Genomic DNA, 19,687 nt, shown 5'->3' with positions numbered 1-19,687 from the left:
TTATGAATATGATAATTTAAGACCGCAATTTACAATTTTATTTTAAAGATTATCAGAAGTTACGGCCGCTTGTTAATAAAAAGGAAAGTTAAATTATTACTATTAAGTCTTTATCTAAAGCTTTAGTCAGACTTCAAACAGATTTACATAAATATGCTTCACTATTGTCATTTACTAAACTAAAACAACAATCGATAATTTGTGTTTAAAAAAAGTATGGCTTTGTTTTTGAATAAATACTATTTTTACAAACGCCACGAGGTAATATTAATAAAATAAATAAGTAGACAATGAAAAAAGTTTTAATTTTAATGGTGGCTGTCTCTCTTTCGGGCTGCGCTGAAATGCAACAAGTAATGAACCAATTCCCGCAAACACAAGGCGTAAATGGAATTGATATTGCAGGAGGATTAAAAGAAGCCTTAAACAACGGAATTACGAAGCAAGTAACAAAACTTACCGCTACTGATGGGTTTTATAGAAACGAAGCAGTAAAGATTTTAATGCCTGAAGAACTTAGAAAAGTTGACGCTGGATTAAGAAAATTAGGACTAAGCTCATTAGCTGATGAAGGACTTAAAGTTTTAAATCGTGCTGCTGAAGATGCAGTTAAAGAAGCAACTCCTATATTTATCGACGCAGTTCGTAATATGACTTTTATGGATGCTAAAACAATTTTGATGGGAAGTCAAAACTCAGCGACTAATTATTTACAAAATAGCACTTCGACTGCTCTTTATGGAAAATTTAATCCCGTAATCAAAAACTCATTCACAAAAGTAGGCGCTGATAAAGTTTGGGCAAATATTATAAATAAGTATAACAGCATTCCATTGGTTAACAAAGTAAATCCTGACTTGACTGATTATGTAACAAATCAAGCAATGAATGGTGTTTTTAAAATGGTAGCAGTAGAGGAAAAAAACATCCGAACTAACATAAGTTCTAGAACCTCAGTATTATTACAAAAGGTTTTTGCAATGCAAGATAAGAGGATGTAATTTTTCTTTTCGAAAGAAGCAAAAATCAGTAAAATGATATTACTTTTTATTGTCAAAAAAGTTAACGTATAGACAACAAAGTAATAACATATCCTTAACAACACAATGCTGGTTTATGTATGATATTTGCAGAGTAATAAACTGGTTATTTATTATTTTGGTTTTGGTTAGTTAAAGAATTGCCTGCATTTTAAAAATGCAGGCATTTTTTATTTAGCTGTTTTCATAAAGGAAAGAACCGCTTTATTAAAAGCAATAGGTTGCTCTACATTTACTACGTGGCCAGAATTCTCAACCACAAATAATTTAGAGGATTTATAATGGCTTTCCACTACTTTTCTAACAGAAGGTAGAAACATATAATCCTCCTCACCCATTACATAAAGTGTAGGTATATTTAATTCTACTTGTCTAAACCACTTAAGAACTGGATTTATTTCAGCTGTCAGTTTAAACCATTTAATAAATTCTTTTTGGTAAAGCTTTTTCGCTTCATTGATAAAAAGGATTCTTGATTGTTTATGATTTTTCTTTGGCATAATCACAAAAGCAAAAAGCTTATACAGCAACAAATAAGGCAAAACATATTTAAAAATATTTCCGACACGCATCAAAACTTGCGAACGGAAATTCATTTTTAAGATTGCACCGCCTAATATCATGCTTTGAACTCTTTCAGGATACATCTCAGCAAGTTGTCTAATTAAAATAGTACCTAAAGAGATGCCGACAAAATGGGATTTTTTAATTTTAAGAAAGTCCAACACTTCCAAAATATCATTGGCTAAAGCCGAAAAAGTATATTTTTGCTTGAACGCGGTTTTTAATGTTGCTTTAGATTCTCCGTGACCGCGTAAATCTAAAAGAAGAACATTGTACTGTTTCTTAAAATCACGAATCTGCTTAAACCAAATAGAAGAGCTACCACCTGCACCATGAACAAAAGTAACCCATTGTTCGCTGTTCTTATTTTCATAAATGGTATAATTGATCACGCCTTTTTTTTGTAAAAATAGAACTTTAATTTTAAATGCCAATCTTAACAAATTATTTTGCTTGTATTATAATTGTAAAATGTAAATTTGCCACAAAATTACACCATGAAAGGATTATTGAAAGAGGAAAGTGAAATAGAAAAGCTTAAAAGAGAATACGAACAACTCTCTAAAATTAATTTTGATTTGGAGAAAATTGACATATCAGAAGAAGAACTTGTTCTTGAAGAATGTGAGTTATAATTCTTGATGTAGGTTTTTAAAATATTCAAAAGCTTTCAATAAACGACTTCCGTACCAAGAAAACATTTCTCCGTCAACAAGAAAAGTTTTTGCATGAGTTGTGTACTGTTTAATTTCTAAAGCATGCTCTTCTTTAAAAGGGTACGGTTCTGAGGAAAGAAAAAGTAAATCAGGATTTCCGATTAAAGAAATAGTTTTAATATCAATTTCTGGATAGCGACCTTGATCTTGATACACATTATCAAAATGATTTAACTTCAATAATTCATTTATAAAATTGTCGGCTCCAGCAACCATATATGGATCTTTCCAAATAAAATAAGCGACTTTTTGCCACGAATTTCCATCAGTTTTATCTTTAATGAAATTTTTAAAATCAGCTAAGCCAAAAGCTAATTTATCATTCCATTTCTTGGCTTCTGTTCTACAATTAAACAATTGTCCAAAATCAGATATCATTCTAAAATTATCTTCAATTGTAATTATATCTGTGACCCAAACAGCACAAATTTTGCGAAGTTCTTCTACAATTTCTTTAGTATTTTCCTCCTTGTTACAAATTATGATATCTGGCTTCAGTAATCTGATTTTTTCATAATGCACTTTTTTAGTACCACCTACAGGTTTTATAGTTGACTTTAAGTGATATGGATGCACACAAAATTTAGTAATCCCCACTAGTTTACTTTCTAATCCTAACTCATACAACAATTCTGTTTGTGAAGGAACTAGAGAAATAATCCTTGAAGGCGTTACCTCAAAAGTATGTGATATTCCAAGCTGATCAATAAGTGTTTTTTGTCTCAATTTTACAGATTTTTATAATCAAAATTAGTGTCAAATGATTAGAAAGTGATTAAAGCATCAATTTTAATTATTCTCGGAATTTAAAATAGATGAATTTAAAGCTTAGATAATATTTGCTCCATTTCCTGCTGTATCTTCAAAGCTTCTTCTCTGGCCTTTTGAGCAAAATCAGTTTTGTTTGAGGCATAAATAATCCCGCGAGAAGAGTTAATTAGTAAACCTATATTTTTATTCATTCCATATTTACAAACTTCTGAAAGGCTTCCGCCTTGTGCACCAACACCTGGAACTAGTAAAAAACTATCTGGTACAATTTTACGAATTTCAGTAAAGTATTCCGCTTTAGTTGCTCCCACAACATACATCAGTTTATCTGAATTCTTCCAAGTTTTAGAAGTTTCAAGTACTTGCTTGTACAATTCCTTTCCGTCCACAATTAAAGTCTGAAAATCAAAAGCACCTTCATTTGAAGTCAGCGCGAGCATAATAGCATGTTTATTTTCGAAAGCTAAAAAAGGCTCTACCGAATCTTTACCCATGTAAGGAGCTACAGTAACACTGTCAAAATTCATATCTTCAAAAAAAGCTTTAGCGTACATAGTCGATGTATTTCCTATGTCTCCTCGCTTTGCATCGGCAATCGTAAAAATATCTGGGTAAGTAGCGTTTATATACTTGATTGTTTTTTCTAATGCAATCCAACCCTTAATTCCATACGCTTCATAAAAAGCAGTATTAGGCTTATAAGAAACGCATAAATCGTGAGTTGCATCAATAATTGCTTTGTTGAATTCAAAAATTGGATCCTCTAACTCTAGTAAATGCGGCGGAATTTTATTTAAATCGACATCTAATCCTACCGTAAGAAAAGATTTTTTAATTTTAATTTGTTGTATTAATTGCTGTGTTGTCATTTTTGAATAGTTGTTTGGCAAAATTACAAACATACTGCTCATATCAAATAAAATATAAGAATAAAATTCTACTTTTTAAATGCAGTTCAAGAAAGACTTTACGCTAGTTTTTGATTAAAAATTAAAATAGTACAATCACTTCAAAATGATTATAAATATTAGTTCTCGTATTAGAGTGAAAAGTAATATTTGAAACTCTAAGCAGTAATTAATACAGAAGTAATATTGTAATAAAATAGTGAGCTTTTTCGCTAAAAAATAAAAAATTTAAAAGTATGAGTACTGTTAAATTTTTTGAATTTAACGTTTGTTCATTTTAAAAAATTGTTGGACATTAGCAGAAATCCAGAATGCAAGTAATTATAAATCAAAACGTATCAAAATAAATTGCAGTAAAAAAGCCTGTATAGAACTTTAACTACGCAAATAACCTACAAAAATATTTTAGTGCATTAATGCGAAATAGGCAATTAAGTGCAACAATTTTATATCTTTACTCATTAATTAATTTTTTATGAAAGTATATTTAAAATTTGATTATGCCCAACTGACAAAAAAAATTGTTCAGGAAAAGCTATCTGAATTAGGATATAAATACAATTTTATTGGTTTTGGCGAATTCAATTTTTTAGAAAAAGTTCCCTCTGCAAAGATAGCTGAAATCACTAGTGTTTTTAGAGAATACGGTATCGAAATAGTGGAGAGTCAGAAAAGTGTTTTGGTTCAAAAAATAAAGGATACGATAGTTGAAATGGTGCATAGTGAAACTCCATTAAACATAAAAAGTTCAGTGTATATTGCTGAGAAATTAAACCTTAGCTACGCTTACTTGTCCAACGTTTTTTCAGAAGTTACTTACACTTCTATTGAAAACTTTATTATAATACAAAAGATAGAATTAGCTAAGCAATTGATGATAAACACACCTCTTAATTTAACCGAAATTTCCATTCAATTAAATTATTCGAGTGTGGCACATTTAAGCACGCAGTTCAAGCATATGACAGGAATGACGCCATCTGCTTTTCAAAAAATCATAGTTAAAAGAAGAGAAATATCAAATAAAAAACAATAGCTAAACCGTTACAAACATGAATACTGATTTTATAAACATCTGTCTTGCAGACGATGACGAGGACGACAGATTGTTTTTTACAGATGCGTTTGATGAATTAAGAATAAACACGAAAGTGAGTACTTTTAATGATGGTGTTGAATTGATGAATTATTTAAATAATGAAGATTCAATTTTGCCTAACGTATTGTTTTTAGATTTAAACATGCCTAAAAAAAATGGTGTAGAATGTCTACTTGAAATTAAGCAAAATGAAAAATTTAGTGACATTGCAATTGCAATTTACTCAACTTCATCCTCTGAAGAGCATATTGAAGAGACATTCATTAATGGAGCTAATATCTACATCAAAAAGCCGAATGATTTCGAAAAATTAAAAAAAATACTTTCAGAAGTAGTGACTTTGAACTGGCAGTACCATACTTCAGGTTTAAATAAAGACAATTTTCTAATGAGAATGTAAGATGAAACGTATCGGACTTCATAAATCACCTCTGTTCTTAAAGATAATATTTGTTGTTTCGGTAGCAATCATATTTTTTATTGGTGGGATTACTTTCAAGCATATTACGATTTTAAAAAAATCGTCTGCTTATGTTAGTAATAGTTATGAAGTTAATATTGAATTAGAACGTTTGATGTCTTGCATAAAAGATGCTGAGACTGGACAACGAGGTTATCTACTGAGTAAGGATAAAAAATTTCTTATTCCATATCAAAATTCAGGATCACTGATTAAAAAGTCGCATCAAAGAATTTCAGAACTAACTTCAAATAGTAGAACACAGCAAAACAATCTAAAAACGCTTCAATATCATATCAATAAGCGTTTAAATTATCTCTCTAAAAATCTTTATCTCGTACAGCATGAGAAATATAGCGAAGACGAATTAGAATATAATTTAATCACTGGTCAAAAATCAATGGATTCTATTCGCCTTAGAATAGAAGATATGATTATTACACAAAAGGTACTTTTAAAAAATAGACAGAAGGATTATGATTCAACTATGAATTATACTCCGCTACTTATCTATTTAACGTTGATTATAACCTTAATTTTAATCACCATTGCTTTTGTCAAAATGAATAGAGATTTAATTCTATTAAAGAATACTATTCATACGCTCACCGTCGAAATTGAAGCCAATAAATTATCTGAAATTGTTGGAAATTTTGGTAGTTGGAAATTAGATATTGAAACAAATACCTATACCTTTTCAGATAATGAATACCGTCTACTTGGCTGTGAACCACAATCATTTGAAGCCAGTAAAGAAGGCTTTTTAAAGTTCATTCATCCAGATGATTTAGAATTCGTGAAAGAAAGCGCCAATAATGCTATTATGAATGATTCTCGCGTTCCGTTTATGTACCGTGTAATTCGTAAAGATGGCCAAGTGAGATATTTTAAAGATATGGGCCAAGTGGTTTCATTTGCTTCTCAAAATAAAACATACATAGGTACAACTAGAGACATCACTTCAGAAATTGATGATAAGATTACTACTGAAGAAAGAAATAGAGAATTAGAAAGTAATAACAAGGAATTGAGTGCTTTTAATTACATCGCAAGTCACGATTTACAAGAACCGCTGCGTAAAATTGAAACATTTATTTCTAGGTTAATAAGTAAAGATCACGATAATATTTCTACTGCAGGACAGCAGTATATAGCAAGCATTCAAAAATCAGCGAATAGAATGCGTGTTCTCATCGAAGATTTGCTTCAGTTCTCTAGAACAAATAAAGCAGAAAAAACATTTCAACTCTCTAACTTAAATTGCTTACTGGATAATGCAAAACAAGAATTAGCGCAAACAATTGAAGAAAAAAAAGCTGTGTTAACGAGCAGCGTTTTACCATCTTTATCACTAATACCATTCCAAATCCAACAACTATTTATCAATTTGATAGGCAATTCGCTTAAATATAGTAAAGTAAACGAGGCACCTTCTATCAATATTAATTATTCAGTTATCGTTGCTAACGAAGAAGAATTCTTACCTGATACCTATCAAGAATACCACAAGATAACGGTGGAGGATAACGGAATAGGTTTTGACCAAGAATACGCTAAAAATATTTTTGTTCTCTTTAATAGACTTCACAATAAAAATGAATACCAAGGAACTGGAATAGGATTAGCTATTTGCAAGAAAATAGTTGAAAATCATAAAGGTTTCATCTTTGCAAAAGGAGTACTTCACGAAGGATCTACCTTTATTATATACTTGCCAGTAGAACAAAAACAGGCTTAATATTTCTCCAAGTCGAAATTGCAGCTAACAATTGATTCTTTAGTAATGTTTGTTCTTATTATTTCCAAAACAAAATTAAAGATTTACTCCTCTACTTTCAAAAAGTTTTTACATCCCGATTTACTTGTAGAATTAACTCACCATATTTCAAGCAAATTCTATTTTATTCTGCATTTGAAAGTTATCCTCATTCCCTATAAACCATTATAATAATGAATATACTTCCGCGCAAAAATAGGATACGCGATTAATAACATGAACATCAACGACTTGTACTTAGTATCAAAAGACTAAAAAATAGAACATAAACAGTTTTACCAACATAGACATTATTTCTCTGAAATAAACAGAAAAAATCACACCATTAAATTCTATAAATATTTTTAAAAAGGATGTAACTGCAAAACTTGAATCAAATTGCAACTTTGTAAAATCAAAATCGCAATTATACAAACGCAAATATGTTGTTTGACTGCACAAACAAAAACTTAAATAAAATACTTAAACTATGAAAAACGTTTTCAATATTAAAACAGTTCTTACAACACTAGCTTTAGTTCTAGGATTAGCAACAGCAAGCGCACAAGAAGCAAAAAATTACGATCAAGGTTTTAGATTAGGTTTCGGAATCAATGGTGGAGTTCCTATTAATAACCAATACGATTTTAGCCTTGGCGCTGATGCAAGACTTCAATATGATTTGTCTCAAAAATACTCTTTAACTTTTACTACTGGATTTTCAAATATGTTTGCACCAGGAAAAGATAACGACTTAGGATACATTCCTGCTAAAGCTGGATTTAAAGCTTTCGTTTTAAAAGATCAATTGTATCTAATGGGAGAAGTTGGTGCTGCATTTGCTGTAACTAATGGATATGATAAAACATCATTGTTATTAAGTCCTGGAATTGGATACGCAACTAGTAAAGTAGACATTAGCTTAAGATACGAACACTTTAATGATTTTGCTATCATTAGAAACGGAGCTGTTAAAGAAGGTTTAGGTCAAGTTTCACTTAGATTAGCTTACGGTTTTAAAATATAATAGAACACAATGAAAAATTTAGCGACATTATTAACTCTTTTTGTTCTTCTGGTTACTTTTACTTCCTGTAAAACTGATCAGCAGAAAAAAGCAGAGATAGTGACAAACAATTATGTTAGATATATTGATTCGGTTACTAAGAAAGGGATTAGCAATGCCATTATTGATTGGAATCACATCGCGAAAGGTTTCGAGAAGAAGTCAAACGAACTCAATATAGAAATTGACAAATTGGAGAATGTTAAACGTTTCGATGATAAGATTAATCCTGCTACAGCAAAATACGAAGATTTTAGAAACATAGTATTTGAAAAGAAATTACAGCAGGAAAAAAATCTCTCTTTACAATAAATGAATTGGTTAGTTTATAAAAAAAAGCCAGCGGAAAATAAATTTTCGCTGGCTTTTGATTTATAAAAGATTCTAATTTGATTTAGAATACTTCGCTTGCTTCTTTTAACTTCTCCATATTGTTAACTAATTGTAACTCATCAATTAGTTTCTGAATTTTACCATTCATTACACCATCCATATCAAAAACATCCATCCCAACTCGGTGATCAGTAACGCGACCTTGTGAATAGTTATAGGTACGAATTTTTGCAGAACGGTCACCTGAACTTACTTGTGAGGTACGCTTAGTAGCATCTTCAGCCTGCTTTTTAGCTAATTCTTGTTCGTATAAACGAGAACGCAAAACACCAAAAGCCTTATCCTTATTTTTATGTTGTGATTTTTGATCTTGACATTGCGCTACTAAACCTGTAGGAATGTGTGTCAAACGAACTGCCGATTTAGTTGTATTCACTGATTGTCCACCTGGTCCTGACGAACAGAAAAAATCAACACGTACATCATTCATATCAATTTGCACATCAAACTCTTCCGCTTCTGGAAGCACCATAACTGTCGCTGCAGATGTGTGTACACGACCTTGTGTTTCCGTTTGTGGAACACGCTGTACGCGGTGAACACCAGCTTCAAATTTTAATGTTCCGTAAACATCTTCCCCGCTTACTTCAAAAATAACCTCTTTGAATCCCCCAGAAGTTCCTTCATTCATATCAACTACAGAAGTTCTCCAGCCTCTATTCTCGCAATATTTTGTGTACATACGAAACAAATCACCTGCAAAAATACTCGCTTCATCCCCACCCGTTCCGGCACGAATTTCAACCATAACATTTTTAGCATCTTCTGCATCTTTAGGAATCAACATAAATTTGATTTCATCCTCAAGTGCTGGTAATCTTTCTTTTGCCTCATCAAGCTGCATTTTAGCCATCTCGGTCATATCTGCATCGCTATTATCAGCAATTATTTCATTCGCTTCATCGATATTAGCCATCAAAACCACGTATTCATCGCGTTTCTCAGCTAAAGCTTTTAAACTTTTATACTCTTGATTCAATTGCACATAACGCTTCTGATCTGAGATTACATCCGGTTGAATGATTAAATCCGAAATCTCATCGAAACGTTGCTTTACTATTTGAAGTCTATCTAACATTTTCTATTCTTTTATTGGAATGCAAAATTACGAAATTTTTATTTATAGTTCGATACTTGCTCTTTTCAATTTTACTCCTTTTAAATAATGCTATTTCTTGGAGCTACTTCCTGCTTTCCGCTTGTATCTTTTATTTTAGTTTTATACTGCCGCTACTAACTAAAATAAAAGGATATCGCTACAATCAGGGCTAGTATTTTCTGCTAGTTAAAATTATTTCTGGTTTTATAGATTGTTTTTTTTACTTTAAATTTTGACTCTTTTATTGAATCCTATCTCTTTTAAAAAAGATAAAAGCAAAGTGGCATTCTTTCTTAATTCTTACAAACTATAACTCATAAATAATTCCCTAAAAATTAATTTTCAATTGAAAAATAAAATTGAAAAATAAGCGCGTTCTTATAGTACCTTTGGACTGCTTTAAAAAGATAAAGTAGTAAAAAAATAGTTTGTATGCCTACAGTGATTACTCCTATAAATGAAGACGAAAATACTTCTGCTGCTCAATTATTGATCGCTAATAAAAATTTAGCTTTACAAATTATTGAGACAAAAACACGAGAAGCGCAATTAGTTATCGCTAACGCTAAACTTGTTTTCCAAAACAAAGAAAAAGAAAATCGCGCCGCCGAATTAGTCATTGCTAATCAAGAATTAGTTTTTCAGAATCAAGAAAGGCAAAACCTAGCGGAAGAACTACTTGTAGCTAACACTCAACTTGAGTTTCAAAATAAGGAAAAGCAAGATCGTGCCGCTGAATTAATCATTGCTAATCAAGAATTAGCGTATCAAAATAAAGAAAAGCAAAAAAGAGCGGAAGAACTAATTGTAGCCAACACGGAACTTAAGTTTCAGAATATTGAAAAGGAAAATCGTGCCGCCGAATTAATTGTTGCTAATCAAGAACTAGCCTACCAAAATCAAGAAAAGCAAAAAAGAGCGGAAGAATTAATTGTGGCCAACACCGAACTTAAGTTTCAAAATAAAGAAAAAGAAAAACGTGCCGCTGAATTAATTATTGCTAATCGAGAACTAGCCTACCAAAATCAAGAAAAGCAAAAACGAGCAGAGGAATTAATTGTAGCCAACACGGAACTAGGGTTTCAAAATGAAGAAAAAGAAAAGCGTGCAGCCGAATTAATTATTGCAAATCTTGAACTTGCATACCAAAATCAAGAAAAGCAGAAACGAGCTGAAGAATTAATTGTCGCCAATACTGAACTTGAATTTCAAAATCAAGAAAAGGAAAAGCGTGCGGCTGAACTAGTTATTGCCAATCAAGAATTAGCGTATCAAAATAAAGAAAAGCAAAAAAGAGCGGATGAACTAATAATTGCTAATGAAGAGTTAGAGTTTCAAAATAAAGAAAAAGAAAAACGCGCTAACGAATTATTGATAGCTAACAAAGAGATAGAATCATTTACTTATATTTCTAGTCACGATTTACAAGAACCACTGCGAAAAATCCAATCATTTTCCGGAAGGATATTTGTTGAGGAATATGATAATTTATCAGCTATGGGTAAATATTATGTAGAGAGAACAAAGCTCTCTGCATTACATATGCAAACTCTTATCAATGATTTGCTTGCTTATTCACGAACAAATACTACCCAAAGAAAATTTGTAAACAGTGATTTAAACCAAGTGGTTAAAGAAGCTATGGAAATGCTTAAGGACGACTTGCTTCAAACAGATGCAACGATCGAGTTTGATGACTTATGTGAAATAAATATTATTCCATTTCAATTTCGTCAATTAATACAAAACTTGATTAGTAATTCACTTAAATTTTCGATTCCAGGCCAAAAGCCACATATAATCATAAAAAGTAACTTTGTAGCGTACGATGAAAACAGTACACAAAACTTTAAATTAAAATCGGATTACTATCACATCAGTATTAAAGATAACGGTATTGGATTTGAGGCGGAATACAAAGACAAAATTTTTGAAATATTCCAAAGATTAAACGATCGAAAAAACTACTCAGGAACTGGAATTGGGCTTACAATAGCAAGAAAAATTGTTGAAAATCACAATGGAATAATCACTGGTGAAGGAGAGCTCAATCAAGGTGCCAGATTCGATATTTACATACCGGCACAACAATAATTTAAAAAACGCAATCTACTATATGATTGCGTTTTGTTTTTTTACTCAATTCTGCTATTATAATATTTATAAGGACAGAATGTATTTAAGGATTGTTATTGGCACAAATACTTTTGTTAATGAAATGTTTTAGAGAATCTCATGTAAAAGTATGTTTAATCTAATTTGAGCAAGTAGTCACCGATTTACTTCTAAAACATGATAATACATTCTTTAATAATAAAATGTAAAATTACTTAGAAAATTTAAATTCTTGTCTTTGAACAGCTGTGTTTTTACAAACCTCATTGAATTCTTCGACAGATTTAAAATGTAATTGCTCTATGATTTTATACTCATAGAAAACTTTGAAGGAATCTCTCTTAAATACCCAAGGTACTACAGTAATAATATTCTCAGCTTTATAAAAAGTTTGATTCATATTACCATCTGGACCTTGAGAAATTTCCATTTTTCTACCTTCTGGCTGTATTTTATCCATACAAATTAGTAGTGAAAAAGCATCGCACCATTCAACAAATCGGTACAATCGCTCCGCGTATTTTTTATCAATTTTGAGATGTTTTAGAATATTTTTCCGATTTACTTCTTGCTCCTTAATATATGCATCTAACTTTTTATCCTCGCCATCAGTTTTGTCTCCAAAAATAAAGTCAATATGCATCGAAGTTAACAAAGCATTCAATTGTGATTTTGACGTAGCGTTCTCCATCGCATTATATTGTTGTGTCAAATCTGTTTTTTTCGATTCATCACTAACTAAAAAATGTCTTGGTGCTCCGGCTTCCGTCAAGTTTTTATTTTCTTGCGTCTCAGCAATTCCATCATCATGTTCAGCAATGGCAATAAGCGTTGGAACGAGAATATCAGTTGGAACATCAATCTCATATTCATAAGCTAACATGGAAGCAAGCAATCCGTGCGAGCGTTGATTAATAATCTTCCAACCTTTAATATGTGAGGCAACAATCATAATTTAAAAGGTATTAGTAATTAAAATTTGGTCTTAATCAAATATAGTAATAATCTTTTGAAATTTTATTTTTTAGAGTTAACTGAATTTATCTTTGTTTTCAAGAATTAGATATAATTTTAATACACTGTTTTTTAGATAGGCTTTTTACTGTCTTTTTCATAGTTTTACATGGGTTCAATATCAAAAACTTTACTTCTCTTTTATGAAAAATAAAATCACAATTTTAATAGTATTTTTTGCTTTATGTTCGTGTAAAAATAATGAGTCTGAAAATATAGAAAAGGACAAAATGATTGTTGGAAACTGGCTATTAGGCAAATGGGAAAATAAATCAGTTGATGGCAAACTTACGGAAGAATGGAGCAAACTAAATGATAGCACCTACCAAGCTACTTCCTATTTTATCAAGATGAAAGATACACTGCATCATGAATCGATTACTTTACAACAAAACGGTGAACAGCTTACTTATGTAGCTGCAGTAAAAGGACAAAATGATGACAAACCCGTTACATTCAATCAACTTGAATCAACAGAGAGCAAATTAGTTTTTGAAAACTTAAAAAACGATTATCCTAAAAAAATAAGTTATACTCAAATTTCTAAAGATAGTATCGCTGCTGAAGTTTCAGGAATTCAGCAGGGAAAAGCAAGTAGTGAGAAATTTATAATGAGTAGGATCAAATAAAAGTCCCAAATAACAATAAGTTAGTTAGTTCTTCAAATTACCAGCTCTTATGAAAACTAAGCGATATTAATAGCCCTGATGGAAGCGGCATCCTCGTAGCATTGCGGAGAGATACAGCGGACAGCAGGACAAAACGCTTTGATAAATCTGGAAGTTTTGCTCCTAACAATTTTGAAAAACGACATCGTTCATAACTCCTGATGATTTCACTTCGGTACCAATTTCTAAATTCCTAATTTGCGACTTCAAATAATTAGCATAAAATGAAGGTCTGTATTGCCGAAAAACCAAGTGTTGCACGAGAAATTGCATCTGTATTAGGAGCTAATACCAAACATGATGGTTATTATGAAGGTAATGGTTATGCGGTGACGTACACCTTTGGACATTTATGCACATTAAAAGAACCCAACGATTACAAATCACATTGGAAAAGTTGGGATTTGAATAATTTACCCATGCTTCCTGAAAAATTTGAAACTAAAGTAGTAGAGAATTCTGGGATTCAAAAGCAATTTAAAATCATTAAAAGTTTATTTGATAAAGCCACATTAGTGATTAATTGTGGGGATGCGGGACAAGAAGGAGAATTAATACAGCGCTGGGTGATGAACGAAGCAAAGTATAAAGGCGAAGTCCAGCGTTTATGGATTTCATCTCTAACCACCGAAGCAATAAAAGAAGGTTTTCAAAACTTAAAACCGTCTGCTAATTACGATAATTTATATTACGCAGGATTCTCTAGAGCTATTGGTGACTGGTTATTAGGTATGAATGCTACCCGTTTATACACCGTAAAACATGGCGGATATAAACAAGTTCTGTCTATAGGACGAGTTCAAACGCCAACATTAGCCATGGTGGTAGACCGCTTTAAAGAAATTGAGAACTTCAAACCACAACCTTACTGGGAATTACAAACCTTATATCGAGATGTACTATTCAGTTATGAAGAAGGCCGTTTTCTAAAAAAAGAAGATGGAGAACTTCTAGCGAATAAAGTAAAGGAAAGTGATTTTGAGATAATCTCTGTCGAAAAAAAGAATGGTAATGAATTTGCTCCTAAATTATTTGATCTAACAGGACTTCAAGTATATTGCAATACAAAATTTGGTTTTACAGCTGATGAGACTTTAAAAATCGTTCAGACCTTATATGAACAAAAGGTAGTTACGTATCCTAGAGTAGATACTACTTTCTTACCAAGCGATATTTATCCGAAAGTCCCTGGGATTTTACAAAATTTGACTAATTACGCTGCGTTGACACAACCTCTTTTAGGAAAAAAGATTAAAAAATCACCAAAGGTTTTTAATGATAAAAAAGTAACGGATCACCACGCCATTATTCCCACTGGAATTCAGAATAAGTTGCAATACAACCAACAGCAAGTTTATGATATAATAACAAAACGTTTTATAGCTGTGTTTTATGATGACTGTTTAGTAGCTAACACGACAGTTATAGGAAAAGCAGCTGATGTTTCTTTTAAAACAACTGGAAAAGAAATCTTGAAAAAAGGTTTTCGTATCGTTTTTGAAGATCCCAACAGTAAAGAAAAAGAAGCTGATATTTTACCAACTTTCATTGTAGGTGAAAAAGGTCCGCACCAACCCTCATTTTTAGAAAAAGAAACTAAACCGCCCAATCAGTTTACAGAAGCTACTTTATTACGTGCGATGGAAACTGCGGGAAAGCAAGTTGATGATGAAGATCTACGAGAATTGATGAAAGAAAACGGTATTGGCCGACCATCGACACGAGCTAATATTATTGAGACTCTTTTTAGAAGGCAATATATCGTTAGAAATAAAAAACAAGTGCTACCTACTCCAACAGGAATCCAACTAATCGATACTATTCAGAACGATTTAGTAAAATCAGCGGAGCTGACTGGTTCTTGGGAAAAGCAATTAAAAGATATTGAAAAGGGAACTTATACTGCTGGATCGTTTATTAATAATATGAAGCGAATGATCGAAGTTTTAGTAGATGAAGTTCGCAGTGAAAAGCGACATGCTAATATTTCGCACGCTGCAGCTGCTCCAAAAGAAGTTGTAAAAATAGAGAAAAAGAAAGCTGCTGGAATTTTGGCAGAAGCTTGTCCAAAATGTAAAAGTGGTTCTCTTATAAAAGGAAAATCAGCATATGGCTGTAGCGAATATAAAGCAGGCTGTACATTCTTACTTCCCTATGTTTTTGCAGATAAAAAAATATCAGAGAATCAGTATTTGCGATTACTTCAAAAAGGGTCGACAGTTAATTTAAAAGACTTTAAAACTGATGCTGGTTTACAAGAAGGACTTATTAGATTTGGAGAAGATTTCAAACTTATCCTTGAAGTTAAGAAAACAGCAAATCTAAAACCAGTGACTGAAAACAAGATAAATTCTGATGCGTTGGCTTGTCCAAAATGTCAAAAAGGAACAATTTTAAAAGGAAAAATAGCTTACGGTTGCGACCAATATAAGCTCGGTTGCGACTTTAAAGTTACTTTTGATGAAGTTAGATCGAAACTAAAAGATCAGAAACCAACAAAAGAAATTGTTCATCAAATACTAAAAAATAGTGCTAAATAACTGACTTTAAGTAAGTTTTAGAATAACAAAAACACCTTATTAGTTATATCAGTTTGAATACATTTTCTACTAATAGCACCTAATTTATTTGAACAAAAGTTAAATATTTTTAGTAAAATACTGATATTCAAACATATAAAAAACATCTAAAATTATTATTGATATTTAATCTAAATAAGCTTTGTGGATTCAAAATGAGGTTTTATATTTGCATCGTTATTTTTAATTATTCCAAATAAAGAATCATGAGCAATAGAATTAAAGCACTTTTCATCTTATTATTTACAACATTTTACATACAAGCGCAAGACAGCGGAATTATCGAAGGTAAGATACTTTCGGCAGATGGATTTCCTCTTCCGGGAATCGCAATCAAATTAGGAAAAGTAGCTAAAACTACAGAAACAGATGTTAATGGTGAGTTCCTCTTTAACAACTTTCCAGCAGGAAATCATACTATCACTCTAGAAGGAAGCGGTATGAAAAAACAATCAAAAGAAATTAAAGTAATACCAAATCAAACTAATTATGTACAATTTAAATTAGTTGAAGATATTACAACTTTAAAAGAGTTAGTTATTAAGATCAAACAGAGTCCTAACAAGAAAAAGGAAACTGTACTATCAGGTTTAAATATAAAACCAATTGATCTTCCTCAAAGTATTCAAATAATAGGACATCATGTTATCGAGCAGCAACAAGCAGTGAGAATGAGCGATGTTATCAAAAACGTAAACGGTGTTTACGTAGGTTCAGCTCGTGGTGGTGCTCAAGAATCATTCTGGTCTAGAGGTTACGATATGTCAGCAAACAATATGTTTAAAAACGGTTTCCGTTTCACTAATGGATCTATGCCTGAAGTTTCTTCTCTTGAAAGAGTAGAGGTATTAAAAGGAAGCGCTGCGTTATTATTCGGTAACGTTGCTCCAGGAGGAATCTTAAATATGGTAACTAAAAAACCGTCGTTTAAAAGCGGTGGTGAGATAACTATGCAATTAGGAAGTAATGCGTTTTACAAACCTTCTATCGACATTTACGGTCCTTTAGATAAGAATATAGCATATCGATTTACTGGTTCTTATGAGAACTCAGAAAGTTTTAGAGATGTAGTGAAAAAAGAACGTTACTATATTAATCCATCGGTGCTTTTTAAAGCAAGCGAAAAAACAGAAATTGTTTTACAAGGAGATTATTTGCACGACAACTGGACACCAGATTTTGGAACAGGAATTATTGGAAAAACGATTGCAGACATACCTAGAAACACTTATTTAGGGGCAGAGTGGTCAAACGGTCAAACCAGACAAGCGAGCGTTTCTGGATTAGTAAAACATGAATTCGATGAGAACTGGAAACTAAACTTTAATAGCTCTTTCCAAAATTATGAAAGAACATCAAAAGGAACAGAACGAATTCAACCAGAAGCAAACGGAGATTGGAAACGTCCATTAGGTCAAAATAGAAATTTAGAACAAGTAATTGGTGAACAAGTTAGTCTTCAAGGTAACTTCTCAACTGGAAAGGTGAAACACCAATTGTTTACTGGAGTTGACTTTGAAAACTCATTTTTACAAGCATACACTTTTGCATTTGATCCAAAAACGTACGGAAGTGGAAACATCTTTGATTTTGATAATTTTAATCAAGGTGGAGCAATACCTGAAGGAACTAATACTAAAATAGTAAAAACAGATACGAACCGTTTTGGTATCTATGCACAAGATTTAATTTCTCTTACTGATAAATTTAAAGTACTTGCAGGAATTAGATGGTCATGGCAAGAATCACAAGCAAACACAAGTGATTTAACTAAAAATCCAGTAGTTGTTAAAGAGGATGTTAAACGAATTGATCAAGCTTTCACACCGAAAATAGGTTTAGTTTACCAACCAACGAAAGACATGTCTTTATTTGCAAGTTATTCTAACTCTTTCACTCCAAATTCAGGAACGACAGTTGATTTAAAAGTAATCAAACCATCATTAATTGATCAGTATGAATTAGGAATTAAAAAAGATTTCTGGAGAGGATTATTAAGTACGAATATTACTTTTTACCAAATTGAAAATAGCAATTTAGCACAAACTGCAGAATTTAAAGCAGACGGATCAAGCAATACTGATTCTAGTATTAAAGTATTAAGCGGTTCAACAAAAAGTAAAGGTGTGGAACTAGATATTACTGCGAGACCTATTGAAGGATTAAGCATTTTAGCTGGATATAGTTATAATGACATGCATTACACTAAAACATCTGGATTAGAAGGAAGTTTTATAGTTGGCGACCGTTTAGCTAGAACTCCTGCAAATACTGCAAATTTAAGCTTCTTTTATACACTACCTTCAGGAGCATTAAAAGGATTATCATTTGGATCTTCTGCAAACTATATCGGAAATCGCGTAGGTGGATGGAACAATCAATATAGAGCTGCAGAACCTAACGGAATATTTGATAGAGAAATTCCTTTAAATGATTACACGACTATTGATGTATCTGCTGGATATGAGTGGGGTAAGTTTTCAATACTATGTAAACTATCGAACGTTGCAAATGAGTTAAATTATACGGTGCATGAAAACTATAGTGTGAATCCTATCGCTCCACGCCAAGTGATGACAGCATTAAAGTACAAATTCTAAGTTACAATCACTCTAAAAGACTTTTTTCTGAACTACAAATTATTTCAGAAAAAAGTCTTTATTATTTATACTAGAAATTATTATTTTCGCACTTGCAAAAACTAAAAAAAGTAATGAAAAAGAAAACCTTCCGTAACTTACATAGAGATTTAGGTTATTTTTATATCGGACTAATCATTTCATTCGCCGCTTCAGGACTTATGATGAATCACAGAGACTCTTGGCACCCTGAAAAATATACTACAGAAACTAAGTCGATTACAATTCAACTTCCCGAAGAGGATAAAATCAATGAAAAGTTTGCTGAAGATTTAGGAAAACAGCTTGGTATCGATGATAAATTTCGCCGCCACAATGTTAAGAAAGGTACTTTGAAAATATCATATGAAAAGCACGATGTTGAAATTGATATTGCAACTGGAAAAGGTGAAATAGTAACATTTTTAAAAACACCAATTATCAGCCAGACGATGAAATTGCACAAAAGCACTTCTAATTTCTGGATCTACTATTCTGACATTTTTGCTTTGAGTTTAATCGCAATAGCGTTAACTGGAACTATAATGGTGAAAGGTGGTAAATTTAGTTTTAAAGAACGCGGTTGGAAACTAGCTTTAGCAGGAATCATTTTCCCGCTTATCTTCTTATTTTTATTAGCGTAAAGGATTCAAAAAGCAATACTGTTACTTAAAATAAAAAATCCCAATTCTGAATTAATCAGTATTGGGATTTTTCAATTATAATCATTAATGTCCGATAAAAAATAAATCCGCATGATTTTATTTTTCATCTATTTGATTGCCAATGTTTTAATTTTTATTTTCTGTGCTTTTATAAAA

Annotated in this window: 17 protein-coding genes; 12 read left to right on the top strand and 5 right to left on the bottom strand. The window is 31.7% G+C overall.

Going from position 1 to position 19,687, the window contains the following annotated elements; all coding sequences use genetic code 11:
• Positions 1-290: 290 nt before the first annotated feature.
• Positions 291-1,001 (top strand): DUF4197 domain-containing protein, encoded by a 711-nt coding sequence (locus RCH19_RS07730; protein WP_343022739.1) that lies wholly within the window; start codon positions 291-293, stop codon positions 999-1,001.
• Between the two features lie 209 nt (positions 1,002-1,210).
• Here RCH19_RS07730 and RCH19_RS07725 read toward each other — a convergent pair whose 3' ends face one another.
• Positions 1,211-1,996, bottom strand: coding sequence for an alpha/beta hydrolase (locus tag RCH19_RS07725; RefSeq protein WP_343022797.1), 786 nt, complete (start codon positions 1,994-1,996; stop codon positions 1,211-1,213).
• An 87-nt stretch (positions 1,997-2,083) separates the two neighbouring features.
• On the opposite strand from RCH19_RS07725, the gene RCH19_RS07720 reads away from it, so the two are divergent.
• A complete protein-coding gene (locus RCH19_RS07720) occupies positions 2,084-2,239 on the top strand; it encodes a hypothetical protein (protein WP_343022738.1) in 156 nt (51 codons plus the stop codon).
• Here RCH19_RS07720 and RCH19_RS07715 read toward each other — a convergent pair.
• Entirely contained in the window at positions 2,234-3,046 is an 813-nt protein-coding gene (locus tag RCH19_RS07715; protein WP_343022737.1) for a helical backbone metal receptor, read from the bottom strand. The genes RCH19_RS07720 and RCH19_RS07715 overlap by 6 nt on opposite strands.
• A gap of 95 nt (positions 3,047-3,141) precedes the next feature.
• Entirely contained in the window at positions 3,142-3,960 is an 819-nt protein-coding gene (gene pyrF / locus RCH19_RS07710) for an orotidine-5'-phosphate decarboxylase (RefSeq protein ID WP_343022736.1), read from the bottom strand.
• A gap of 514 nt (positions 3,961-4,474) precedes the next feature.
• Between pyrF and RCH19_RS07705 the strand changes: the two genes are divergently transcribed.
• The 5 genes from RCH19_RS07705 to RCH19_RS07685 all read left to right on the top strand — a co-directional run bounded on the left by RCH19_RS07705 (position 4,475) and on the right by RCH19_RS07685 (position 8,692).
• Positions 4,475-5,035 carry an AraC family transcriptional regulator gene (locus tag RCH19_RS07705; protein WP_343022735.1) on the top strand — a complete coding sequence of 187 codons (561 nt, stop codon included), beginning with the start codon at positions 4,475-4,477 and terminating at the stop codon, positions 5,033-5,035.
• 16 nt (positions 5,036-5,051) lie between these two features.
• A complete protein-coding gene (locus RCH19_RS07700; RefSeq protein ID WP_121924236.1) occupies positions 5,052-5,498 on the top strand; it encodes a response regulator in 447 nt (148 codons plus the stop codon).
• Position 5,499: 1 nt separating this feature from the next.
• A complete protein-coding gene (locus RCH19_RS07695; RefSeq protein WP_343022734.1) occupies positions 5,500-7,296 on the top strand; it encodes a CHASE3 domain-containing protein in 1,797 nt (598 codons plus the stop codon).
• A 508-nt stretch (positions 7,297-7,804) separates the two neighbouring features.
• Positions 7,805-8,341 (top strand): hypothetical protein, encoded by a 537-nt coding sequence (locus tag RCH19_RS07690; RefSeq protein WP_343022733.1) that lies wholly within the window; start codon positions 7,805-7,807, stop codon positions 8,339-8,341.
• Between the two features lie 9 nt (positions 8,342-8,350).
• Entirely contained in the window at positions 8,351-8,692 is a 342-nt protein-coding gene (locus RCH19_RS07685; protein WP_343022732.1) for a hypothetical protein, read from the top strand.
• A gap of 82 nt (positions 8,693-8,774) precedes the next feature.
• Here the strand turns inward: RCH19_RS07685 and prfA are convergent, their stop codons facing one another.
• The gene (gene prfA / locus RCH19_RS07680; RefSeq protein WP_121924233.1) at positions 8,775-9,851 is read right to left on the bottom strand and encodes a peptide chain release factor 1; all 1,077 of its coding nucleotides are present in this window, start codon (positions 9,849-9,851) and stop codon (positions 8,775-8,777) included.
• A gap of 453 nt (positions 9,852-10,304) precedes the next feature.
• Here prfA and RCH19_RS07675 point away from each other — a divergent pair, with 453 nt between their 5' ends.
• Positions 10,305-11,966 (top strand): ATP-binding protein, encoded by a 1,662-nt coding sequence (locus RCH19_RS07675; RefSeq protein ID WP_343022731.1) that lies wholly within the window; start codon positions 10,305-10,307, stop codon positions 11,964-11,966.
• 232 nt (positions 11,967-12,198) lie between these two features.
• Here the strand turns inward: RCH19_RS07675 and RCH19_RS07670 are convergent, their stop codons facing one another.
• Positions 12,199-12,939 carry a DUF3891 family protein gene (locus RCH19_RS07670; protein WP_343022730.1) on the bottom strand — a complete coding sequence of 247 codons (741 nt, stop codon included), beginning with the start codon at positions 12,937-12,939 and terminating at the stop codon, positions 12,199-12,201.
• A 205-nt stretch (positions 12,940-13,144) separates the two neighbouring features.
• Between RCH19_RS07670 and RCH19_RS07665 the strand changes: the two genes are divergently transcribed.
• The 4 genes from RCH19_RS07665 to RCH19_RS07650 all read left to right on the top strand — a co-directional run bounded on the left by RCH19_RS07665 (position 13,145) and on the right by RCH19_RS07650 (position 19,510).
• Entirely contained in the window at positions 13,145-13,630 is a 486-nt protein-coding gene (locus RCH19_RS07665) for a DUF6265 family protein (protein ID WP_121924230.1), read from the top strand.
• 263 nt (positions 13,631-13,893) lie between these two features.
• Positions 13,894-16,209, top strand: a complete 2,316-nt coding sequence (locus RCH19_RS07660; RefSeq protein WP_343022729.1) for a DNA topoisomerase 3 — start codon at positions 13,894-13,896, stop codon at positions 16,207-16,209.
• A gap of 245 nt (positions 16,210-16,454) precedes the next feature.
• Positions 16,455-18,848 carry a TonB-dependent siderophore receptor gene (locus tag RCH19_RS07655; RefSeq protein WP_343022728.1) on the top strand — a complete coding sequence of 798 codons (2,394 nt, stop codon included), beginning with the start codon at positions 16,455-16,457 and terminating at the stop codon, positions 18,846-18,848.
• Positions 18,849-18,961: 113 nt separating this feature from the next.
• On the top strand, positions 18,962-19,510 hold the full coding sequence (locus RCH19_RS07650; protein ID WP_343022727.1) for a PepSY-associated TM helix domain-containing protein: 549 nt from the start codon (positions 18,962-18,964) through the stop codon (positions 19,508-19,510).
• Positions 19,511-19,687 lie beyond the last annotated feature (177 nt).

The organism is Flavobacterium sp. PL12 (assembly GCF_039123485.1).
Lineage (GTDB): Bacteria > Bacteroidota > Bacteroidia > Flavobacteriales > Flavobacteriaceae > Flavobacterium > Flavobacterium weaverense.
The sequence above is the reverse complement of the archived record's forward strand: the minus strand, read 5'-3'. Positions and strand labels throughout refer to the sequence as shown.

What these genes read in the sequence shown, in the direction of transcription:
- RCH19_RS07705 (WP_343022735.1), top strand. Translation starts at nt 4,475, where the DNA reads ATGAAAGTATATTTAAAATTTGATTATGCCCAACTGACAAAAAAAATT.
- RCH19_RS07730 (WP_343022739.1), top strand. Translation starts at nt 291, where the DNA reads ATGAAAAAAGTTTTAATTTTAATGGTGGCTGTCTCTCTTTCGGGCTGC.
- RCH19_RS07690 (WP_343022733.1), top strand. Translation starts at nt 7,805, where the DNA reads ATGAAAAACGTTTTCAATATTAAAACAGTTCTTACAACACTAGCTTTA.
- RCH19_RS07675 (WP_343022731.1), top strand. Translation starts at nt 10,305, where the DNA reads ATGCCTACAGTGATTACTCCTATAAATGAAGACGAAAATACTTCTGCT.
- RCH19_RS07660 (WP_343022729.1), top strand. Translation starts at nt 13,894, where the DNA reads ATGAAGGTCTGTATTGCCGAAAAACCAAGTGTTGCACGAGAAATTGCA.
- RCH19_RS07700 (WP_121924236.1), top strand. Translation starts at nt 5,052, where the DNA reads ATGAATACTGATTTTATAAACATCTGTCTTGCAGACGATGACGAGGAC.
- RCH19_RS07695 (WP_343022734.1), top strand. Translation starts at nt 5,500, where the DNA reads ATGAAACGTATCGGACTTCATAAATCACCTCTGTTCTTAAAGATAATA.
- RCH19_RS07650 (WP_343022727.1), top strand. Translation starts at nt 18,962, where the DNA reads ATGAAAAAGAAAACCTTCCGTAACTTACATAGAGATTTAGGTTATTTT.
- pyrF (WP_343022736.1), bottom strand. Translation starts at nt 3,960, where the DNA reads ATGACAACACAGCAATTAATACAACAAATTAAAATTAAAAAATCTTTT.
- RCH19_RS07685 (WP_343022732.1), top strand. Translation starts at nt 8,351, where the DNA reads ATGAAAAATTTAGCGACATTATTAACTCTTTTTGTTCTTCTGGTTACT.
- RCH19_RS07670 (WP_343022730.1), bottom strand. Translation starts at nt 12,939, where the DNA reads ATGATTGTTGCCTCACATATTAAAGGTTGGAAGATTATTAATCAACGC.
- prfA (WP_121924233.1), bottom strand. Translation starts at nt 9,851, where the DNA reads ATGTTAGATAGACTTCAAATAGTAAAGCAACGTTTCGATGAGATTTCG.
- RCH19_RS07655 (WP_343022728.1), top strand. Translation starts at nt 16,455, where the DNA reads ATGAGCAATAGAATTAAAGCACTTTTCATCTTATTATTTACAACATTT.
- RCH19_RS07665 (WP_121924230.1), top strand. Translation starts at nt 13,145, where the DNA reads ATGAAAAATAAAATCACAATTTTAATAGTATTTTTTGCTTTATGTTCG.